The organism is Azotobacter chroococcum (genome assembly GCF_004339665.1).
Classification (GTDB): Bacteria; Pseudomonadota; Gammaproteobacteria; order Pseudomonadales; family Pseudomonadaceae; genus Azotobacter; species Azotobacter chroococcum.
Genome location: NZ_SMMU01000041.1, coordinates 1 through 18,162, shown reverse-complemented (window position 1 = coordinate 18,162; position 18,162 = coordinate 1). Strand labels below are relative to the sequence as shown.

General features: G+C 65.6%; 21 protein-coding genes. 14 read left to right on the top strand and 7 right to left on the bottom strand.

Annotation, left to right across the window (positions count from 1 at the left end):
* Positions 1–48 precede the first annotated feature (48 nt).
* The 6 genes from glnA to ahpC all read left to right on the top strand — a co-directional run bounded on the left by glnA (position 49) and on the right by ahpC (position 6,264).
* On the top strand, positions 49–1,452 hold the full coding sequence (gene glnA / locus EV691_RS20235) for a glutamate--ammonia ligase (RefSeq protein WP_131300325.1): 1,404 nt from the start codon (positions 49–51) through the stop codon (positions 1,450–1,452).
* 141 nt (positions 1,453–1,593) lie between these two features.
* Positions 1,594–2,103, top strand: a complete 510-nt coding sequence (locus EV691_RS20230) for a DUF4124 domain-containing protein (RefSeq protein WP_131300328.1) — start codon at positions 1,594–1,596, stop codon at positions 2,101–2,103.
* Positions 2,104–2,111: 8 nt separating this feature from the next.
* Positions 2,112–2,723 (top strand): DUF4124 domain-containing protein, encoded by a 612-nt coding sequence (locus EV691_RS20225; protein WP_131300330.1) that lies wholly within the window; start codon positions 2,112–2,114, stop codon positions 2,721–2,723.
* A 181-nt stretch (positions 2,724–2,904) separates the two neighbouring features.
* Positions 2,905–3,990 (top strand): nitrogen regulation protein NR(II), encoded by a 1,086-nt coding sequence (gene glnL / locus EV691_RS20220; RefSeq protein WP_131256248.1) that lies wholly within the window; start codon positions 2,905–2,907, stop codon positions 3,988–3,990.
* Positions 3,987–5,423, top strand: coding sequence for a nitrogen regulation protein NR(I) (ntrC, locus tag EV691_RS20215; protein WP_131300332.1), 1,437 nt, complete (start codon positions 3,987–3,989; stop codon positions 5,421–5,423). Before glnL ends, ntrC begins: the two co-directional genes overlap by 4 nt.
* A 277-nt stretch (positions 5,424–5,700) precedes the next feature.
* Complete coding sequence (ahpC, locus tag EV691_RS20210) at positions 5,701–6,264, top strand: alkyl hydroperoxide reductase subunit C (RefSeq protein WP_131300334.1); 564 nt, start codon at positions 5,701–5,703, stop codon at positions 6,262–6,264.
* Between the two features lie 197 nt (positions 6,265–6,461).
* Here ahpC and EV691_RS20205 read toward each other — a convergent pair whose 3' ends face one another.
* The gene (locus EV691_RS20205; protein WP_131300336.1) at positions 6,462–8,267 is read right to left on the bottom strand and encodes an acyl-CoA dehydrogenase C-terminal domain-containing protein; all 1,806 of its coding nucleotides are present in this window, start codon (positions 8,265–8,267) and stop codon (positions 6,462–6,464) included.
* A gap of 272 nt (positions 8,268–8,539) precedes the next feature.
* Between EV691_RS20205 and EV691_RS20200 the strand changes: the two genes are divergently transcribed.
* From EV691_RS20200 to EV691_RS20190, 3 genes are all read left to right on the top strand, one after another.
* Positions 8,540–8,749, top strand: a complete 210-nt coding sequence (locus tag EV691_RS20200; protein ID WP_131300338.1) for a CsbD family protein — start codon at positions 8,540–8,542, stop codon at positions 8,747–8,749.
* Between the two features lie 134 nt (positions 8,750–8,883).
* Positions 8,884–9,711, top strand: coding sequence for a BON domain-containing protein (locus EV691_RS20195; RefSeq protein ID WP_131300340.1), 828 nt, complete (start codon positions 8,884–8,886; stop codon positions 9,709–9,711).
* A gap of 295 nt (positions 9,712–10,006) precedes the next feature.
* Positions 10,007–10,165 carry a DUF3309 family protein gene (locus tag EV691_RS20190; protein WP_039801737.1) on the top strand — a complete coding sequence of 53 codons (159 nt, stop codon included), beginning with the start codon at positions 10,007–10,009 and terminating at the stop codon, positions 10,163–10,165.
* A gap of 22 nt (positions 10,166–10,187) precedes the next feature.
* On the opposite strand, the gene EV691_RS20185 is transcribed toward EV691_RS20190, so the two are convergent.
* Complete coding sequence (locus EV691_RS20185; RefSeq protein WP_131300342.1) at positions 10,188–10,916, bottom strand: Crp/Fnr family transcriptional regulator; 729 nt, start codon at positions 10,914–10,916, stop codon at positions 10,188–10,190.
* 236 nt (positions 10,917–11,152) lie between these two features.
* On the opposite strand from EV691_RS20185, the gene EV691_RS20180 reads away from it, so the two are divergent.
* Positions 11,153–11,299, top strand: a complete 147-nt coding sequence (locus EV691_RS20180; protein WP_131256255.1) for a lmo0937 family membrane protein — start codon at positions 11,153–11,155, stop codon at positions 11,297–11,299.
* 28 nt (positions 11,300–11,327) lie between these two features.
* Here the strand turns inward: EV691_RS20180 and bioD are convergent, their stop codons facing one another.
* A complete protein-coding gene (bioD, locus tag EV691_RS20175) occupies positions 11,328–12,011 on the bottom strand; it encodes a dethiobiotin synthase (RefSeq protein ID WP_131300344.1) in 684 nt (227 codons plus the stop codon).
* 53 nt (positions 12,012–12,064) lie between these two features.
* The gene (locus tag EV691_RS20170; RefSeq protein ID WP_131300346.1) at positions 12,065–12,565 is read right to left on the bottom strand and encodes a transcriptional regulator; all 501 of its coding nucleotides are present in this window, start codon (positions 12,563–12,565) and stop codon (positions 12,065–12,067) included.
* A gap of 443 nt (positions 12,566–13,008) precedes the next feature.
* On the opposite strand from EV691_RS20170, the gene EV691_RS20165 reads away from it, so the two are divergent.
* Both EV691_RS20165 and EV691_RS20160 read left to right on the top strand, forming a co-directional pair.
* Positions 13,009–13,683, top strand: coding sequence for a thiopurine S-methyltransferase (locus tag EV691_RS20165; protein WP_131300348.1), 675 nt, complete (start codon positions 13,009–13,011; stop codon positions 13,681–13,683).
* Between the two features lie 183 nt (positions 13,684–13,866).
* Complete coding sequence (locus EV691_RS20160; protein ID WP_131300350.1) at positions 13,867–14,148, top strand: hypothetical protein; 282 nt, start codon at positions 13,867–13,869, stop codon at positions 14,146–14,148.
* A 120-nt stretch (positions 14,149–14,268) separates the two neighbouring features.
* Here the strand turns inward: EV691_RS20160 and EV691_RS20155 are convergent, their stop codons facing one another.
* Positions 14,269–14,793, bottom strand: a complete 525-nt coding sequence (locus EV691_RS20155) for a flavodoxin (protein ID WP_039801725.1) — start codon at positions 14,791–14,793, stop codon at positions 14,269–14,271.
* Between the two features lie 315 nt (positions 14,794–15,108).
* Between EV691_RS20155 and EV691_RS20150 the strand changes: the two genes are divergently transcribed.
* Positions 15,109–16,002: a PA4780 family RIO1-like protein kinase gene (locus EV691_RS20150; protein ID WP_089167087.1), complete on the top strand. Its 894-nt coding sequence runs from the start codon at positions 15,109–15,111 to the stop codon at positions 16,000–16,002.
* Between the two features lie 122 nt (positions 16,003–16,124).
* The gene (locus EV691_RS20145) at positions 16,125–16,688 is read left to right on the top strand and encodes a lipocalin family protein (protein ID WP_131300352.1); all 564 of its coding nucleotides are present in this window, start codon (positions 16,125–16,127) and stop codon (positions 16,686–16,688) included.
* A gap of 39 nt (positions 16,689–16,727) precedes the next feature.
* On the opposite strand, the gene EV691_RS20140 is transcribed toward EV691_RS20145, so the two are convergent.
* Positions 16,728–17,561, bottom strand: coding sequence for an arylamine N-acetyltransferase family protein (locus tag EV691_RS20140; protein WP_131300354.1), 834 nt, complete (start codon positions 17,559–17,561; stop codon positions 16,728–16,730).
* 93 nt (positions 17,562–17,654) lie between these two features.
* On the bottom strand, positions 17,655–18,162 hold a 508-nt coding region (locus tag EV691_RS20135; RefSeq protein WP_207901109.1), incomplete at its 5' end, for a hypothetical protein.

Genomic DNA, 18,162 nt, shown 5'->3' with positions numbered 1-18,162 from the left:
CCGAATTTTCGAGGGTCTTTTCGAGGCCCTCTCCACCTGGAGGACAACATGTCGAAGTCGCTTCAACTGATCAAAGAACATGACGTGAAGTGGATTGATCTGCGCTTCACCGACACCAAAGGCAAGCAGCAGCACGTAACCATGCCGGCGCGTGACGTGGACGACGACTTCTTCGAATACGGCAAGATGTTCGACGGCTCCTCCATCGCCGGCTGGAAAGGCATCGAAGCCTCCGACATGATCCTGATGCCGGACGACAGCACCGCCGTGCTGGACCCGTTCACCGAAGAGCCGACCCTGATCATCGTCTGCGACATCATCGAGCCCTCGACCATGCAGGGCTACGACCGCGACCCGCGCGCCATCGCCCGCCGTGCCGAGGAATACCTGAAGTCCACCGGCATCGGCGACACCGCCTTCTTCGGTCCGGAGCCCGAATTCTTCATCTTCGACGAAGTGAAGTTCAAGTCCGACATCTCCGGCTCCATGTTCAAGATCTTCTCCGAGCAGGCCTCCTGGAACACCGACGCCGACATCGAGAACGGCAACAAGGGTCACCGTCCGGGCGTCAAGGGCGGCTATTTCCCGGTTCCGCCGGTCGATCATGACCACGAAATCCGCACCGCCATGTGCAACGCCCTCGAAGAGATGGGCCTGAAGGTCGAAGTGCACCACCACGAAGTGGCTACCGCCGGCCAGAACGAGATCGGCGTCAGCTTCAACACCCTGGTGGCCAAGGCCGACGAAGTGCAGACCCTGAAATACTGCGTGCACAACGTCGCCGACGCCTACGGCAAGACCGTGACCTTCATGCCGAAGCCGCTGTACGGCGACAACGGCTCGGGCATGCACGTGCACATCTCCATCGCCAAAGACGGCAAGAACACCTTCGCTGGCGAAGGCTATGCCGGCCTGTCCGATACCGCCCTGTACTTCATCGGCGGCATCATCAAGCACGGCAAGGCGCTGAACGGCTTCACCAACCCGTCGACCAACTCCTACAAGCGTCTGGTCCCGGGCTTCGAAGCCCCGGTCATGCTGGCCTACTCCGCCCGCAACCGCTCCGCCTCCATCCGCATCCCGTACGTTAACAGCCCGAAAGCCCGCCGCATCGAAGCGCGCTTCCCGGACCCGGCTGCCAACCCCTACCTGGCCTTCGCCGCTCTGCTGATGGCCGGTCTGGACGGCATCCAGAACAAGATCCACCCCGGCGATGCCGCCGACAAGAACCTGTATGACCTGCCGCCGGAAGAGGCCAAGGAAATCCCGCAGGTGTGCGGCAGCCTGAAGGAAGCCCTGGAAGAGCTGGACAAGGGCCGCGCCTTCCTGACCAAGGGCGGCGTCTTCTCCGACGACTTCATCGATGCCTACATCGAGCTGAAGAGCGAAGAGGAAATCAAGGTGCGCACCTTCGTGCACCCGCTGGAATACGACCTGTACTACAGCGTCTAAGCCAGCCGGCAATATCGAAAAGGCCTCCCTCGGGAGGTCTTTTTTTTGGGTGATCGCGGTAACGCTCCGGCAGCCCCGGACTTGCCAGCCCACCGGTGCAGTGCAAGGCTTCACTCAACGACTTTCGCGAGAGTTCTCCCCATGCGCAGCGCATTGCCCGGCCTGCTTCTGCTGCTGGCCCTTCCGGCCGGCGCAGAGATCTACAGATACCTCGACGCCAACGGCAATCCGGTGTTCAGCAGCCAGCCGCCCGAGGGCGTGGCCGCGGAAAAGGTCGAACTGCCGGCGCCCAGCATCGTCGCCCCGCAGCCGCCGAGCCCTCCGGAAGCGGCCAAGCCCAAGGACCAGCCGGAGATCCGCTATACCCGCCTCGAACTGACAGGCATTCCGGACGGCGAATCCCTGCGCGCCAACAACGGCAGCTTCAGCGTCGACGTGGCCATCGAGCCCAGGCTGCGCCCCGGGCACAGCCTGCGCCTGCTGCTGGACGGCCAGCCCTACGGCCAGCCCGGCCGGACGACCCGCCTGGAACTGGTCAACGTCGATCGCGGCGAGCACAGCCTGGAGGTGGAGGTGCTCGCCGACGAGCGCTCCCTGCAGAAGAGCGCGCCGATCCTGTTCACCGTCCAGCGCGTCCATCGGGGCAAATAGACGGCCCCATGCGAATCCTGCCTCTCTGCCTGGCCCTGCTCGCCCTCCCGGCGGCGGCCGAGATCTACAGCTACGTCGACGCACAGGGCAATCGGGTCTTCACCGACCGGCCGCAGGGCGGCGCACCGGCGCTGCGCCTGAGCCCGACCAACAGCATGCCCTCCCCGCCTGCACCGCCGCCGGCCGCGGAGAAGCCCGCCCCCCGAGCGAAGAAGCCCGGCTACCGCTGGCTGCGCATTGTCGATCCAGCGCCGGACGCCACCCTGCGCGACACCGGCGCACTGACGGTGACGGCCGCCAGCGAGCCCGGCCTGCATCCCGGCCACAGCTACCGGCTGCAGCTCGACGGCGCCGCCAGCGGCCCGGGCGGGCCGCAGCCGGTCTTCTCCCTGAACGACCTGGAGCGCGGCACCCACCTGCTGGCCGTGGAAATCCTCGATGCCGAGGGCCGCACCCTGGAGCAGACTCCGGAGCAGGCCATCCATGTCAAGCGCCCGTCGCTGATCCAGAAACGCCTGGCCAGGCCCTGCAAGATCGCCGATTACGGCGTGCGTCCGGAATGCCTGCTGAAGGACAGGCCCCCCCAGAGGCGGGACATCCCCTACGTACCCTTTCTGTGAATTTCGCCCTGTTTTGGGGCAGCCTTCCGCCTGCACTTCTATACTGTCCCCATATTGGATCAAGGCTCGCCCGCGAGCGTGCGCCAAAAGCCGGCATGGAGCGCGCCCCTGCACTCTTTTCGAAAATTTAGGCTCATTTCTTGCAGATGCCGACTCGACGTGAACCCTGGTAAACCAGCCAATGCCTGATAACGACAACCTGCACCGCCTGCTGCTGGACAACCTGACCACCGCCACCATCCTGCTCGACGGCGAGCTGCGCCTGGAGTACATGAACCCGGCGGCGGAAATGCTGCTGGCGGTCAGCGGCCAGCGCAGCCATGGACAATTCATCAGCGAACTCTTCACCGAGTCCCCCGAAGCCCTGATCTCCCTGCGCCAGGCTGTGGCCGAGGCGCACCCGTTCACCAAGCGCGAAGCCCAGCTGACCTCGCTGACCGGCAAGACCCAGACGGTGGACTACGCGGTGACGCCGGTCATCAACCAGGGGCAGACGCTGCTGCTGCTGGAGGTCTATCCGCGCGACCGCCTGCTGCGGATCACCAAGGAGGAGGCCCAGCTGTCCAAGCAGGAAACCACCAAGCTGCTGGTCCGTGGCCTGGCCCACGAGATCAAGAACCCGCTCGGCGGCATCCGCGGCGCGGCCCAGCTGCTCGCCCGCGAACTGCCGGACGAGGCGCTCAAGGACTACACCAACGTCATCATCGAAGAGGCCGACCGCCTGCGCAATCTGGTCGACCGCATGCTCGGCTCGAACAAGCTGCCGTCCCTGGCGATGACCAACATCCACGAGGTGCTGGAGCGGGTCTGCAGCCTGGTGATGGCGGAAAGCGAGGGGCGCATCGTGCTGGTGCGCGACTACGACCCGAGCATCCCGGAACTGTTGATCGACCGCGAGCAGATGATCCAGGCGGTGCTCAACATCGTGCGCAACGCCATGCAGGCGCTGACCGGCCAGAACGATCTGCGCCTCGGCCGCATCCACCTGCGCACCCGCACCCTGCGCCAGTTCACCATCGGCCACGTGCGCCATCGTCTGGTCTGCCAGGTGGAAATCATCGACAACGGCCCCGGCATCCCCGCCGAGCTACAGGAAACCATGTTCTATCCCATGGTCAGCGGTCGTCCGGACGGCACCGGCCTGGGCCTGGCCATCACCCAGAACATCATCAGCCAGCACCAGGGCCTGATCGAGTGCGACAGCCACCCCGGCCACACCCGCTTCTCGATCTACCTGCCGCTGGACCTAGGAGCCTCACCCACATGAGCCGAAGCGAAACCGTCTGGATCGTCGACGACGACCGCTCCATCCGTTGGGTCCTGGAAAAGGCCCTGCAACAGGAAGGCATGACCACCCAGAGCTTCGACAGCGCGGACGGCGTGCTCAACCGCCTGTCCCGCCAGCAGCCGGACGTGATCATCTCCGACATCCGCATGCCGGGCGCCAGCGGCCTCGACCTCCTGGCGCAGATCCGCGAGCACTACCCGCGCCTGCCGGTGATCATCATGACCGCGCACTCCGACCTGGACAGCGCGGTGGCCTCCTACCAGGGCGGCGCCTTCGAGTACCTGCCCAAGCCGTTCGATGTCGACGAGGCGGTGTCGCTGATCAAGCGCGCCAACCTGCACGCCCAGGAGCAGCAGGGACTGGAAGTGCCGACCATCCAGGCCAACACCCCGGAGATCATCGGCGAGGCGCCGGCGATGCAGGAAGTGTTCCGTGCCATCGGCCGTCTCTCCCATTCCAACATCACCGTGCTGATCAACGGCGAGTCCGGCACCGGCAAGGAGCTGGTCGCCCACGCCCTGCACCGTCACAGCCCGCGCGCCAAGGCGCCGTTCATCGCGCTGAACATGGCGGCGATTCCGAAGGAGCTGATGGAGTCCGAGCTGTTCGGCCACGAGAAGGGCGCCTTCACCGGCGCCGCCAGCCTGCGCCGCGGGCGCTTCGAGCAGGCCGACGGCGGCACCCTGTTTCTCGACGAGATCGGCGACATGCCGGCCGACACCCAGACCCGCCTGCTGCGCGTGCTGGCCGACGGCGAGTTCTACCGGGTCGGCGGCCACACGCCGGTCAAGGTCGACGTACGGATCATCGCCGCCACCCACCAGCACCTGGAAAACCTGGTGCAGGCCGGCAAGTTCCGCGAGGACCTGTTCCACCGCCTGAACGTGATCCGCATCCACATCCCGCGCCTCTCCGACCGCCGCGCCGACATCCCCGCGCTGACCCGGCACTTCCTCAACCGCGCGGCCGTGGAGCTGGCGGTCGAGCCGAAGACGCTCAAGCCGGAAACCGAGGAATACCTGAGCAACCTGCCCTGGCCCGGCAACGTGCGCCAGCTGGAGAACACCTGCCGCTGGATCACCGTGATGGCCTCCGGCCGCGAGGTGCATGTCGACGACCTGCCGCCGGAGCTGCTCAGCCATGCCCAGGAGAACGCGCCGGCCAACAACTGGGAGCAGGCCCTGCGCCTGTGGACCGACCAGGCCCTGGCCCGCGGCCAGTCGAACCTGCTGGACATCGCCGTGCCGGCCTTCGAGCGGGTGATGATCGAGAGCGTGCTCAAGCACACCGCCGGGCGCCGCCGCGATGCCGCCCTACTGCTCGGCTGGGGGCGCAATACCCTGACGCGCAAGATCAAGGAACTCGGCATGAACGTCGGCGGCAGCGACGAGGAAGACGGCGACGAGGGCTGACGCCCTCCTCCCCCGATCCGGCCCGCCCTGTGCGGGCCGTTTTCGTTCGGGCCTTGAAGAGCGGCGCTGCCGCCGTGCCCGCCCGGAGACAATCTTTCCGACATGCAGGGGTTGTATCGTGATTCCCCCGGCCCCATATCGGATGTCCGGCGTGTGCAACCGTCGAAACCTTCGATTGAACGGAGCAATGGACCCCATGCGGTCAATCAATCAAGGTTTTCCTCAGGATCGCGTAACATCGCCCCTGTTTTTCCCATTCACAAAAAGGAGTTCGCAGATGTCTCTGATCAACACCGAAGTCAAGCCGTTCAAGGCCACCGCCTACCACAACGGCAAGTTCATCGACGTCACCGAAGCCGACCTGCAAGGAAAATGGTCCGTATTCTTCTTCTACCCGGCCGACTTCACTTTCATCTGCCCGACCGAACTGGGCGACCTGGCCGACAACTACGCCGAATTCCAGAAACTGGGCGTTGAAATCTACGCCGTGTCCACCGACACCCACTTCACCCACAAGGCCTGGCACGACAGCTCCGAAACCGTCAAGAAGCTGCAGTTCCCGATGGTCGGCGACCCGACCCTGACCATCTCCCGCAACTTCGAAGTGCTGATCGAGGAAGCCGGCCTGGCCGAGCGCGGCACCTTCGTCCTCGACCCGCAGGGCAAGATCCAGATCATCGAGCTGAACGCCGGCAACGTCGGCCGCGACGCCAACGAACTGCTGCGCAAGATCAAGGCTGCCCAGTACGTCGCCGCCCACCCGGGCGAAGTCTGCCCGGCCAAGTGGAAGGAAGGCGAAGCTACCCTGGCTCCGTCCCTGGATCTGGTCGGCAAGATCTAAGCCGTCACGGACCACCGCGCTGCGGGGCCGCAACCGGCCCCCTGTCGCACACGAAAACGCCCGGTCGCGCCTGCGCGCCGGGCGTTTTCATTGCAGCTGAGCGGCTTGCCCGAAGCTCCCGCAGGTGGACCGTTAGGGTGGAAAACGCTGACGCGATTTTCCACCCTACGGCCAGCGATACGGGTCTACCCACGCCCTCAATAGCCCAGGTCGAAGTCTTCCGCCGCCATCTCCATCAGCGGGCCGGCGCCGCCGTGCATGGCCTCCACATGGCCGCGGGTGCGCGGCAGGATGCGCGCGAAGTAGAAGCGCGCGGTCTGCAGCTTGGCACGGTAGAAGGCCTCCTCAACCGTGCCGGCAGCCAGCCGCGCCTGCGCAACGCGCGCCATGTCGGCCCAGAAGTAGGCCAGGCAGACGTAGCCGGAATACATCAGGTAGTCCACCGCGGCGGCGCCGACTTCATCGCGGTCCTGCATCGCCTGCATGCCGATCTGCAGGGTGATCTCGCCCCACTCCTGGTTCAGCCGGGCCAGCGGCTCGACAAAGGCCTTGAGCGACTCGTCCTCGGCGTGGGCCTTGCAGAACTTGTGCACGATCTTGGTGAAGGCCTTGAGCGACTCGCCCTGGGTCATCAGCACCTTGCGCCCGAGCAGGTCCAGCGCCTGCACGCCGGTGGTGCCCTCGTAGAGCATGGCGATGCGGCTGTCGCGCAGGTTCTGCTCCATGCCCCACTCGCGGATGTAGCCGTGGCCGCCGTAGACCTGCAGGCCGTGGCTGGCCGCCTCGAAGCCGGTTTCGGTCATGAACGCCTTGGCGATCGGCGTGAGGAAGCCCAGCAGCAGGTCGGCTGCCGCCCGCTCCGCCGCATCCTGGCTGTAGCGGGCGATGTCCACCTGCTTGGCGGAGAAGTACAGCAGCGCCCGGTTGCCCTCGGCGAAGGCCTTGATGGTCAGCAGCATGCGCCGCACGTCGGGGTGCACGATGATCGGGTCGGCCGGCAGCCCCGGCGCCTTCGGCCCGTTCAGGGCGCGCATCTGCAGGCGCTCGCGGGCGTAGCGGATCGCCCCCTGGAAGGCCACCTCGGCATGCGCCAGGCCCTGCAGCGCGGTGCCCAGGCGGGCGGTGTTCATGAAAGTGAACATGCAGTTGAGGCCCTTGTGCGGCGGGCCGATGAGAAAGCCGGTGGCGCCGTCGAAGTTCATCACGCAGGTGGCATTGCCGTGGATGCCCATCTTGTGCTCGATCGAGCCGCAGGACACCTGGTTGCGTACGCCCAGCCCGCCGTCGGCGGCCGGCAGGAACTTCGGCACGATGAACAGCGAGATGCCCTTGGTCCCGGGCGGCGCGTCGGGCAGGCGGGCCAGCACGATGTGCACGATGTTCTCCGCCAGATCGTGCTCGCCGGCGGAAATGAAGATCTTGGTGCCGCTGACCCGGTAGCTGCCGTCGGCCTGGGGTTCGGCACGGGTGCGCAGCAGACCGAGATCGGTGCCGCAGTGCGGCTCGGTCAGGCACATGGTGCCGGTCCACTCGCCGGACACCAAGCGGGTCAGATAGGTGGCCTTCTGCTCCTCGGTGCCGTGGGCCGACAGGGTGTTCATCGCCCCCTGGGCCAGCCCCGGATACATGCCCCAGGCCCAGTTGGCCTCGCCGATCATCTCGGTGACGGCGATGCCGAGGGACTCCGGCAGGCCCTGGCCGCCATGCTCGACGGCATGCGCCAGACTCGGCCAGCCGCCCTCGACATAGCGCCGGTAGGCCTCCTTGAAGCCGCTCGGGGTCTTCACGCCCGCCTCGCTCCAACTGCAACCCTCGCGATCGCCCACCGGGTTGAGTGGCGCGATCACCTCCTCGCAGAAGCGCGCGCCCTCCTCGAGGATGGCGTCGACCACATCCGGCGTGGCGTCCCCACCGGCAGGCAGACTCCGGTAATGCGCCGGGTAGTCGAGCAGCTCGTCGCGAACGAAACGGATATCCCGCAGGGGGGCCTTGAACTCGGGCATGGTCGTCGTCCTCTGAAACCGTCCTGTTGTCCAGAAGAAAGGTATGGCCGATTCGCCGCGCGGGCAAGCGGTTCACCACATTGCCAGGCCAACCGCGCCGCTGCCTGCGCCAGCCGGAAGCGGCCGGCGGCATCGGCAGCAACGGGCCTGGTCTGCCCGAGCCGCATGGCATAAGTGGGCCAGCGCACCGACACAGGGCTGGTTCGCTGCCATTGTCCGCCCACCGGTGCCTCGCAATTTCGCGAGACCGCGGATCAGGAGGACCCACCATCATGGGCCTACCCAGTGCAGACGAGCTCAAGGGCAAGTGGAAACAGCAGGTCGGCGCCGCCAAGCTCGCCTGGGGCAAGTTGACCGAGGACGAGCTGCTGCAAGCCGAAGGCCGCGAGGAGAAGCTCGCCGGCCTGATTCAGGAGCGCTACGCCATCACCCGCGACGAAGCCGAAAAACAGGTCAAGGACTTCCTCGGGAAGCTCAAGTAGCGAGGTCAGTCGGGATACCTGCCGCGCTGTAACGACCCGGACGGCAGGCGGTCAGGACGACGCTCAGGCCGCCCGGGGCCGTCGTGCGACGGGTCCCGAGCGGTGGCAGTTCCTTTCCCCGATGGAGAAGCAACATGTACGCACCGCCCCGCAAGCTTATCCTGGCCTCTGGCATCGCCCTGGCGATGAGCGTCATGAGCGGCATGGTCGCCGCCGCGACGGACCAGGAAATCACCGATGCACGGCAGGAAACCCAGATCTGGACGACCTATGCCCTGAGCCCCTACCTGCGCGCCCACGACCTCAAGGTATCGGTGCACAACGGCAAGGCCACGCTGACCGGCGTGGTCGAGGAAGAGGTCAACAAGGAGCTGGCGAAGGAGATCGCCCTGGGCGTCGGCGGCATCACCGAGGTGGACAACCAGATCGAGGTCAAGCCCGACTACACGCCGAAGGCGAGCGCCGAGCCCGGTTATGGCGAGCGCATCGAGGACGCCAGCATCACCGCGGCGGTCAAGTCGAAGCTGATGTGGAGCCGCTACACCGATGGGCTGGCCACCACGGTCGAGACCCAGCGGGGCCGGGTGACACTGAGCGGCACCGCCGACAGCGCGGCGGCCCGGGATACCGCCGGGCGCCTGACCATGAGCACCCGCGGCGTGGTCTCGGTGAACAATCAGCTGGTGGTCGACAGCAACAAGCCGACTGCCACCGATAGCGCGAAAAGCTCCATGAGCAAGGCCGAGGGGGCAATCTCCGACAGCTGGATCACCACCAAGGTGAAGTCCACCCTCCTGTACTCCAGCAATGTTGCCGGCTCCGACATCACTGTCAGCACCCAGGGCGGCATCGTCACCCTGAGCGGCAAGGTGCACAGCGGCGCCGAGCGCGACCTGGCGGTCGAGCTCGCCCAGAACGTCCGCGGCGTCAAGAGCGTCGACGCCAAGGGCCTGACGTTCTAGCGCACCGCGAGGGTGCCGGCGGTGCAGGCGCGCAGGTGGGTGGCGACGACCGCGCCGGCCTTCAGCTCCCTCTTCCCCAGCCCCTCTCCCATGCCTGGGAGAGGGGAGAAGTCCGCGCATTCCTTGAGCCCGAGCACAGTGAAACGGCTCTAGCCGCGACGAAACCCACCGTCTTGTGTGTGCTGGCGAACAGAAACGGACTGGCACATACCCCAATCTGGAAACCTGCCGATGGCCGCACGCGGCTTCGGTGCCTGTGCAGCGAACCTGCCCCGACGAGTCCGCGGAGAACGCCATGAGCCTGGGAACCCTCCTGTTGATCATTCTGGTCCTGATGCTGCTCGGTGCCCTGCCGACCTGGCCGCACAGTCGCAACTGGGGCTACGCGCCCATGGGCGGGTTGGGGCTGGTGCTGATCATCGTCCTCATCCTGATGTTGCTGGGACGGCTGTGAGCGACGCACCGCGCGGGCCGGATCACTCGACGCGACGCACGGGAACCCAGGGCAACAGGCGATCGGTTTCCTGCTTGACGACGGCGTAACACTCGCAACTCAGCTGCTCGAGCGCGGGCCGGTCCAGCACCGTGATATGCCCGCGGCTGTACTCGATCACGCCAAGCCGCTGCAGCTTGCCGGCCGCCTCGGTGACGCCTTCGCGGCGCACGCCCAGCATGTTGGCGATCAGCTCCTGGGTCATGGTCAAGCGGTTGTCCGGCAAGCGGTCCAGCGACAGCAGCAGCCAGCGACACAGCTGCTGGTCGATCGTGTGATGACGGTTGCAGGCCGCCGTCTGGGCCACCTGGGTGATCAGCGACTGGGTGTAGCGCAACACCAGATGCTGCAACTCGCCGTGGCGCTCGAACTCCTCCCGGAGCCGCGGCGCCGGCAGCCGCCAGGCGTGACCGGCGCTCTGCACGACCGCGCGCCCCGTGGTGCTGTTGCCGCCCATGAGCATGGCGACCCCGACGAAACCCTCGTTGCCCACCACCGAGATTTCCGCCGAGGCGCCGCTTTCCATCACGTAGAGCATCGACACGATGGAGTCGGTCGGGAAATAGACGTGACGCAAGACATCCCCGGACTCGTACAGAACCTTGCCGAGCGGCATGGGCACCCGCTCGAGATGGGGCCGCAGGCGGTTGTGCACGTCGGCGGGCAGGGCACCCAGGAAGTGATTCCGCGCAGGAGGGGGCGTCTCGGTCATATCGGCTACCTTGCTGGAAATGACTTTCCCGTTCGACGCCGGAAGGATAGTCCAGCCGCCTCCTCGCGCCAGCGGTCAGCCTGCGGACGGGGCCTGCCGGGCAACGCACGGACACAGGCAGAGGCGCCGAACGGCATGGTCCTATGTCTGCCAGCGAACAGACACCGCCCGGCTGCCACGCTCAATCTGGCGAAAGGCAGATCGCTGCCGACAAGACAATTACGGGAGAACCAGACATGCTCATGACGATCGCGATTATCCTGCTGGTCCTGTGGGTGCTGGGACTGGTTTCGAGCTACACCATGGGCGGGCTCATTCACATCCTGCTGGTCGTGGCAATCGTGGTGTTCCTGGTCCAGTTCATTCAGGGCCGCAGGGGATAGCCCTTGGCGGAGCGTACCGACAGGCCGCTCAGCGCCGCAACGCACCCAGCTGGAGATGCGCCGCCACTGCCGCCGGGCTGGCCTCGGGAAGGCGCGGAATGCGTCCGAGGCAGGGCGCCGGCAGGCGTTCGGCGAGGGTCGCGAGGTTCTCGTCGAGGCGCGAGGTGTGCGGATCGATGACATTGGCCACCCAGCCAGCCAGCTCCAGCCCGTCGCGGGCGATGGCCTCCGCCGTCAGCACGGCGTGATTGATGCAGCCCAGGCGCACGCCGACCACCAGGATCACCGGCAGGCCGAGCGCCACCGCCAGATCGGACAGGTTTTCCCGCCCGGCCAGCGGCACCCGCCAGCCGCCGGCGCCCTCCACCAGGGTGAAGTCGGCACCGCGCGCCAGCACCCGGCGCACCGCTGGAAGCAGCGCAGCCACCGTCAGCTCGACGCCGACCTCGCGCGCCGCCAGGTGCGGGGCAACGGCCGGCGCGAAGGCGAACGGGTTGACCTCGGCATAGTCCAGCGCCAGCGAGCACTCGCCGAGCAGCGCCAGGGCGTCGCCGTTGCGCAGCCCTGCGGGCGTGGCCTCGCAGCCCGAGGCGACCGGCTTGGCCGCCGCGGTGGACAGGCCCGCCCGCCGGGCGGCATGCAACAGACCGCAGGCCACGGTGGTCTTGCCGGCATCGGTGTCGGTGCCGGCGATGAAGAAGGCGGTGCCCATATTGTTCTCCAGTCGCGTTCAACCGGAGAAGGATATCAGGGAGGCAGAGGCCGTCACTCGACCAGCGGGATGTCGCTGGTATTGGCCAGCAGGCTGATGGCGTCGAGCTGATCCTCGATCTGCAGGAAGCGCAGCGAGCGCTTCGGCGAAACCTCCTTGGCGATGCGCTTGGCGTACTTTGCCTTCAGCTCCAGCTGATCCTTGCGCAGCTCGAGCAGCCGCTCCTGCAGTTTGCCCGCGTTTTCGTCAGTCACCGAACCCTCGCCGTAGGCGCGGGCATAGTCGAGCAGCAGGGCGATGGCATCCTTGCTCAGCTTGTCCGCCTCGGTACGGTAGCTGTTGTAGACCGGCCAGAAGGCCTCGCCCTCCTGAACGGTGAGGGCCATGTTGGCCTCGACGATCTGCTTGCGCTTGTAGTCGATGTCGGCGATCCGGTTCTGGATGACGGACTTGTTTTCCTGCATGACCTGCTGGGTGCTCGGTGCGTCGCCTTCGGCGGCGAACAGCGGCAGGCTGGCGAAGGCGAGCAGAACGAGGGGGGAATGTTTGAACATGTCGGCTCCTTGATTGCGGTCAGGTCCCTCATGGACCCGGACAGCAGTCTAGACCAAGCCGCTCCAGCCGGCCTGCCGCCGCTCCGCCCGACGCAGGAACGGGGCAGCGCCGGAGCCGACGGCAGGCACGATATCGCCGGTATCCGGATCTCTCGAAGCGGGCCGGCCGTGCTACTGTCCCAAGATGACTCGTCGGATGGATTCCAGGCGCGGTCTCCGCGAGTGTCTTGTCGCTCCGCATCCCTCTTCTCCGGAAGTCCGTGCGCTTCGATCGGAACCTTTTCCTGATGCACCACGCTCCATCCTCGAGAAGAAAGCGCCATGTCCCCCTGTCACACGCACGCCATCGCCGTCGTCGGCCACCGATGCCAGCCCCCGGTCTCGTCCCCTCGGCCACGCATGGCCTTCCACAGGGAGGCGGCGCCGGCGGGGTCGAAATCCTCATGAGCAGCCGCGACAATCCCCTCTGGCTGCAACTCTGGCGCGACCGGCGGACCGACTTCCACCAGAAGACGGTGAATGGCTACCTGGCCAGATTCTGGCCCGATCTTGCGCGCCCCCGGGGCAGCCGGGTCTTCGTTCCCCTCTGCGGCAAGAGCCTGGACATGATCTGGCTTGCCGAGCAGGGCCACCACGTCATCGGCGTCGAGCTGAGCCCCGTCGCCGTCCGGGCCTTCTTCCGGGAGAACCGCCTGCAGCCCTCCAGACGTCAGGTGGGCGACTTCACCCTGTGGGAGCACGGCCGGATAGCCATTCTCTGCGGAGACTACTTCGCACTGGACAAGGCCGACCTGGGACAGATCGACACGGTGTACGACCGGGCGGCGCTCACCGCCCTGCCGGGAGACATCCGCCGGCTCTACGTCGCCCACCTGCGCAGGATCGTGCCGGCCGACGCCGGCGTCTTTCTGCTGACCATCGAGGATGCGGAGGAGGATCTGCCCCTGGAACAGGCCCTGGGCGTGGATGAGGAACTCTCGGCCCTTTATTCGGAAGGGTTCGAGATCAGCCTGGAACATGTCGAAAGCGTGTTCGAGACCGATCCGCAGGCGCCGAAACAACCGCCGAAACGCGCCGAATACAAGGTGTACCGGCTCTCCGGCAGGGCGGCCGGATAGGAGGGCGATAGGGCGCCGGCAGGACGCAGGCGCTCGGGCATCCGCTCAACCAAGCTATCATCAAGCGTGGCGAGTGAAAGCGCGTCGCGCTGAAAATGCGCGCCCCACGACCCGATACGCTCGATTGGCATGCTGCCGCTTCCGGTCAGCCATCCCTTCCAGAATATGCATGGAGAGTCAAGGATGAACAAAGCACTTGTCCCCCTGCTGGGCCTCCTGGTTCTGGCCCTGCCGCCAGCCCTGGCCCAGGTCGATGTCCATCAGGAGCCTGTGCACTTCCAGCCCGGCCGGAACAGCGCCAGCCTCCAGGGCAAGATCAAGGGCGACCAGATGGTCGACTACCTGTTGCATGCGGCCGCCGGCCAGACGATGGAAGTCACGCCGAAGGCCTCGGCCGGCACCGGCGACCTCGGACCGACAACTGGCGGGGCGGTGCCGACGGCAGGGAGTTCCCCGACGCCCTGAGCCACGGCGGCTGAACGGCGATCGAAGAGAGGACTTCCCGGCACCGCGGCGATCGGGGCACTTCGCCCCGCCGCCGCCCCGGCTTCGCCCTCTCCTCGCCGACGCAATCGCCAGACTCGATCAGGCCGGCAGGAACTCCTCCTGCAGCACGGCGACCCAGCGCTCGAGGCGCTCATCGGTCTTGTCCGCCTCGTTGATCTTGTCGAACGGCAGGCCCACGAACTTTCCATCGCGCACGGCGAAGGAGTACTCGTAGGTGTAGCCGTCGGTCGGGAAGCTGCCGACCAGCGTGGCGCCACGGGCCTTGAACTTGTCATACAGAATGCCCAGCGCACTGACGAACTGCTCGCCATGAGCGACATAGTCGCCGGCGCCGAACAGGGCGATGGTCTTGCCGGAAAAGTCGGGCTTTTCGTTGGCCAGATCCAGCAGCGGATCACGCCAGTCGTTCTGCACCTCGCCCGAACCCCAGGTGGAGCAGCCGAACAGCAGGTGGTCGTACTTCAGCATATCGTCGAAATCGACAAAATCTTCTTCCATGTTGAAGAGATCACAGCGATCCTCACCCAAAAGCCCGGCGAGCTTTTCAGCCACCTTGCCGGTGACGCCGGAGGAACTGCCATAGAAGATACCGATGCGAGACATACCGTGTTTCCTTCTTGAATAGAACGATGAACGTTGTGTATTGCGAAAATCGAACAGGGGCCCTGGTCATCTCGTCCAGATCGCACGCTGGATGCCAGCGCACGGCGGGCTCGCAATGGAAAAACCCCACAAATAAGAATGATTATTAAAGTACCGGCATACCCCGTCAACCCCCTGCACGGGCGTTCCCGCGTACCGGCAGAGGCGCCTTGCGGGACGACGAGCCGACACCGGACAAGCTGCTGCACCGCACCATCCGATTGCCGTATAAGGTGGCAAGATTTTTCCAAGTAAGTGTGAGCCATACAAAAATCGATGAAAACACCCAAACGCCTTGAGCCCCTGGTCGAAGACGGCCTGATCGACGAAGTCCTGCGCCCGCTGATGAGCGGCAAGGAAGCTGCGGTGTACGTGGTGCGCTGCGGCCCCGAGCTGCGCTGCGCCAAGGTCTACAAGGAGGCCAACAAGCGCAGCTTCCGTCAGGCCGCCGAATATCAGGAAGGCCGCAAGGTACGCAACAGCCGCGATGCACGGGCCATGGCGCGGGGCAGCAAACACGGACGCAAGGAGCAGGAGGAGGCCTGGCAGAACGCCGAGGTGGCCGCCCTCTACCGCCTGGACAGCGCCGGCGTGCGCGTGCCCAAGCCCTACGACTTTCTTGACGGCGTGCTGCTGATGGAGATGGTCGCCGGCGCCGACGGCGATGCGGCGCCGCGCCTCAACGACGTCGCGCTGACGCCCGAGCAGGCCCGCGAATACCACGCCTTCATGATCCGCCAGGTGGTCCTGATGCTCTGTGCCGGCCTGGTGCACGGCGACCTGTCGGAGTTCAACGTGCTGCTCGGCCCGGACGGCCCGGTGGTGATCGACCTGCCGCAGGCGGTGGATGCGGCGGGCAACAACCATGCGTTCCGCATGCTCGAGCGCGACGTCGCCAACATGAACGCCTACTTCGGCCACTTCGCCCCCGAACTGCTCAGGTGCAAGCACGCCAAGGAAATGTGGGCACTGTACGAGGCCGGCGAGCTGACCCCGGCGAGCGAGCTGACCGGCGAGTTCGAGGAACCGGAGGAAGAGGCCGACGTCGACGCGGTGATGCGCGAAATCAACGCCGCGCTGGCCGACGAAGCGCGCCGCAGGGCGGCGCTGGAGGCGGAAGACGCGCCGCCGCAACGCGAGGAACCGCCGCCGCCGTGGCTGCAGGGGTGAGGGTGAGCGCAGACCGGGAAAGGTGACGGATCGGTATTCCGCAGGCTGGGAAACCCGCACAGCGGTTTCCCGCCGGCCGTGGCGGTGAATAATTGCCGGGCATCTTTCCGTGAGCCAAACCCATGCACCGAATCCAGCACACCCTCATCGCCGCACTGCTGTGCGGCTGCTCGCTCGCCATCGCCAATCCAGCGTCCGCCAGCCAGCCGGATGCGCCGCTGTCCACCATCGCCGCCCTCGACCTGCCGCGCTACATGGGCACCTGGTACGAGATCGCCCGCTACCCCAACTGGTTCCAGAAGAAATGCGCCGGCTTCACCCGCGCCGACTACAGCCTCAAGCCAGACGGCCGCGTGCAGGTGATCAACCGCTGCCGGCTGCAGAACGGCGAGACGGACATCGCCCTCGGTACCGGCCGGCAGATCGGCGATGCCACCTCGCCGAGACTCGAAGTGCGCTTCGCCCCGGCCTGGCTTTCCTTCATCCCGGCCGTGTGGGGCGACTACTGGGTCATCGACCTCGACGAGGGCTACCAACTGGTCGCGGTGAGCGAGCCCCGGCGCGAGTACCTGTGGATACTGTCGAGAACGCCACGGGTCGAACCGCGGGCCTATGACGCCCTGCTCGAGCGCCTGGGCCGGAAGGGGTTCGATACGGGAAAGCTGCTGGTGACTCGGCAGGAGTAGGCCGGACGTGCGGCATAACCAGCCTTACTTTTCCCTCCCTCACCATTCAAGCGCCGGCCCTTTTCCCGGCTCCGCGCCAGGAAGCGGGCGGAGCGCCTCGTAGGGCGCATCGAGCTCGATGCCGAAGTGGGTCTTCAAGACATCGAGATAGGCCTGGCCCTCCGCCAGCTCCCGCACCTGCTCCGCCCCGTCGGTGACGATCCTGAGCGTACGGTTGAGGAGCGAGACACGTCCGCCCGGGGTCGGCAGCGCGACGACACGGGCCAAGGTGAACAGGGAGCCGGGATGGGTCGAGGTGAAGTGGTTGCCCAGCGCGATATCCGCCGGGAACACATGCCCCAGATCGAAACTGTAGAGATCGAGCCACCGCCCCTGCTTCAGGGCCTGCAGCATGATGCCGAAAGGCCCGGCCTCGACGAAGCGGAACGTCAGCCCGTCGTGGCTGGTCGGGCGATCGAGCTCGAACGGAATGGGCGCGCGAAAGCCCGGCCCGCCGAAGCCGACGTCGGCGATCCATGGCCTTCCGTGCAGCGTCACCAGGAGAAACAGATGCTCCCGCCCCGACGGCGGCTCGACCAGATGCACCCGCCCCAGCAGCGGACGCGCCTCGAAACCGATGGCCCCGAGCGCCATCAGGAACAGGCCGTTGAGCTCGAAGCAATACCCCCCGCGCGCCCGGCGCACCAGCTTGTCGCACAGCGCCTCAGGCTCGAGCGAGATGCCGCGCCCGAGTTGAATATCGAAGTTCTCGAACGGGATCGTGTAGAGCTGGGCACGGTGGAGTGCCTCGAGGCAATCCTGCGTCGGTTGTACGGGGCCGGAATGGTTCAGGCGGGCGAGATAGGCGTCGAGGTCGAAGGTTTTATTGTTCATGGCATTACGCTCTGTATTTGTCTGGCCGACTGGCAGGTGAATTCAATAGGCGGCAAAAGCGCAGCTATTTGACGCTACCCGCAGAGTGATATATCAGCCATTTCTTTCGACAATATTGGTTGGGATACCATCTATGCTCACCTGATTTTCTTCTTCCCAGTATCGTTTCAAATCTTCATCCCCTTTCCCAGCCGCCCAATCAGAAAGCAATTCACGATCACCGACATACGAAAAATAGGGAACGGCCATTCCGCAAGAGGCTTGCACGAGATTAATTGCAACATCGAAAATCTGCCGGGCACCTGGCAATGGCTTGAACAAAGGAAAGAGGTCGTTCCACTCGGAATCGCTTTTGTGAATGACTTTTGCCGATCCGTAAAGGCGAAGAATCAACGGCTTGCCATCAAAGGCACAAAACATGACCGTCATTCGTGAATCTTGCTGTACATGAGCGGATGTTTCATTGCCACTACCGGTAACGTTTAGCCAGGCAATGCGGGAGTTGCCTAGGTTCTGTTGACGCAAGCCCAGTGCTAAAACTGGGCTTTTGCCATGACTGACAGAAGCCGACTGAGCGACAGGGAATGGTCCCGCATACAAA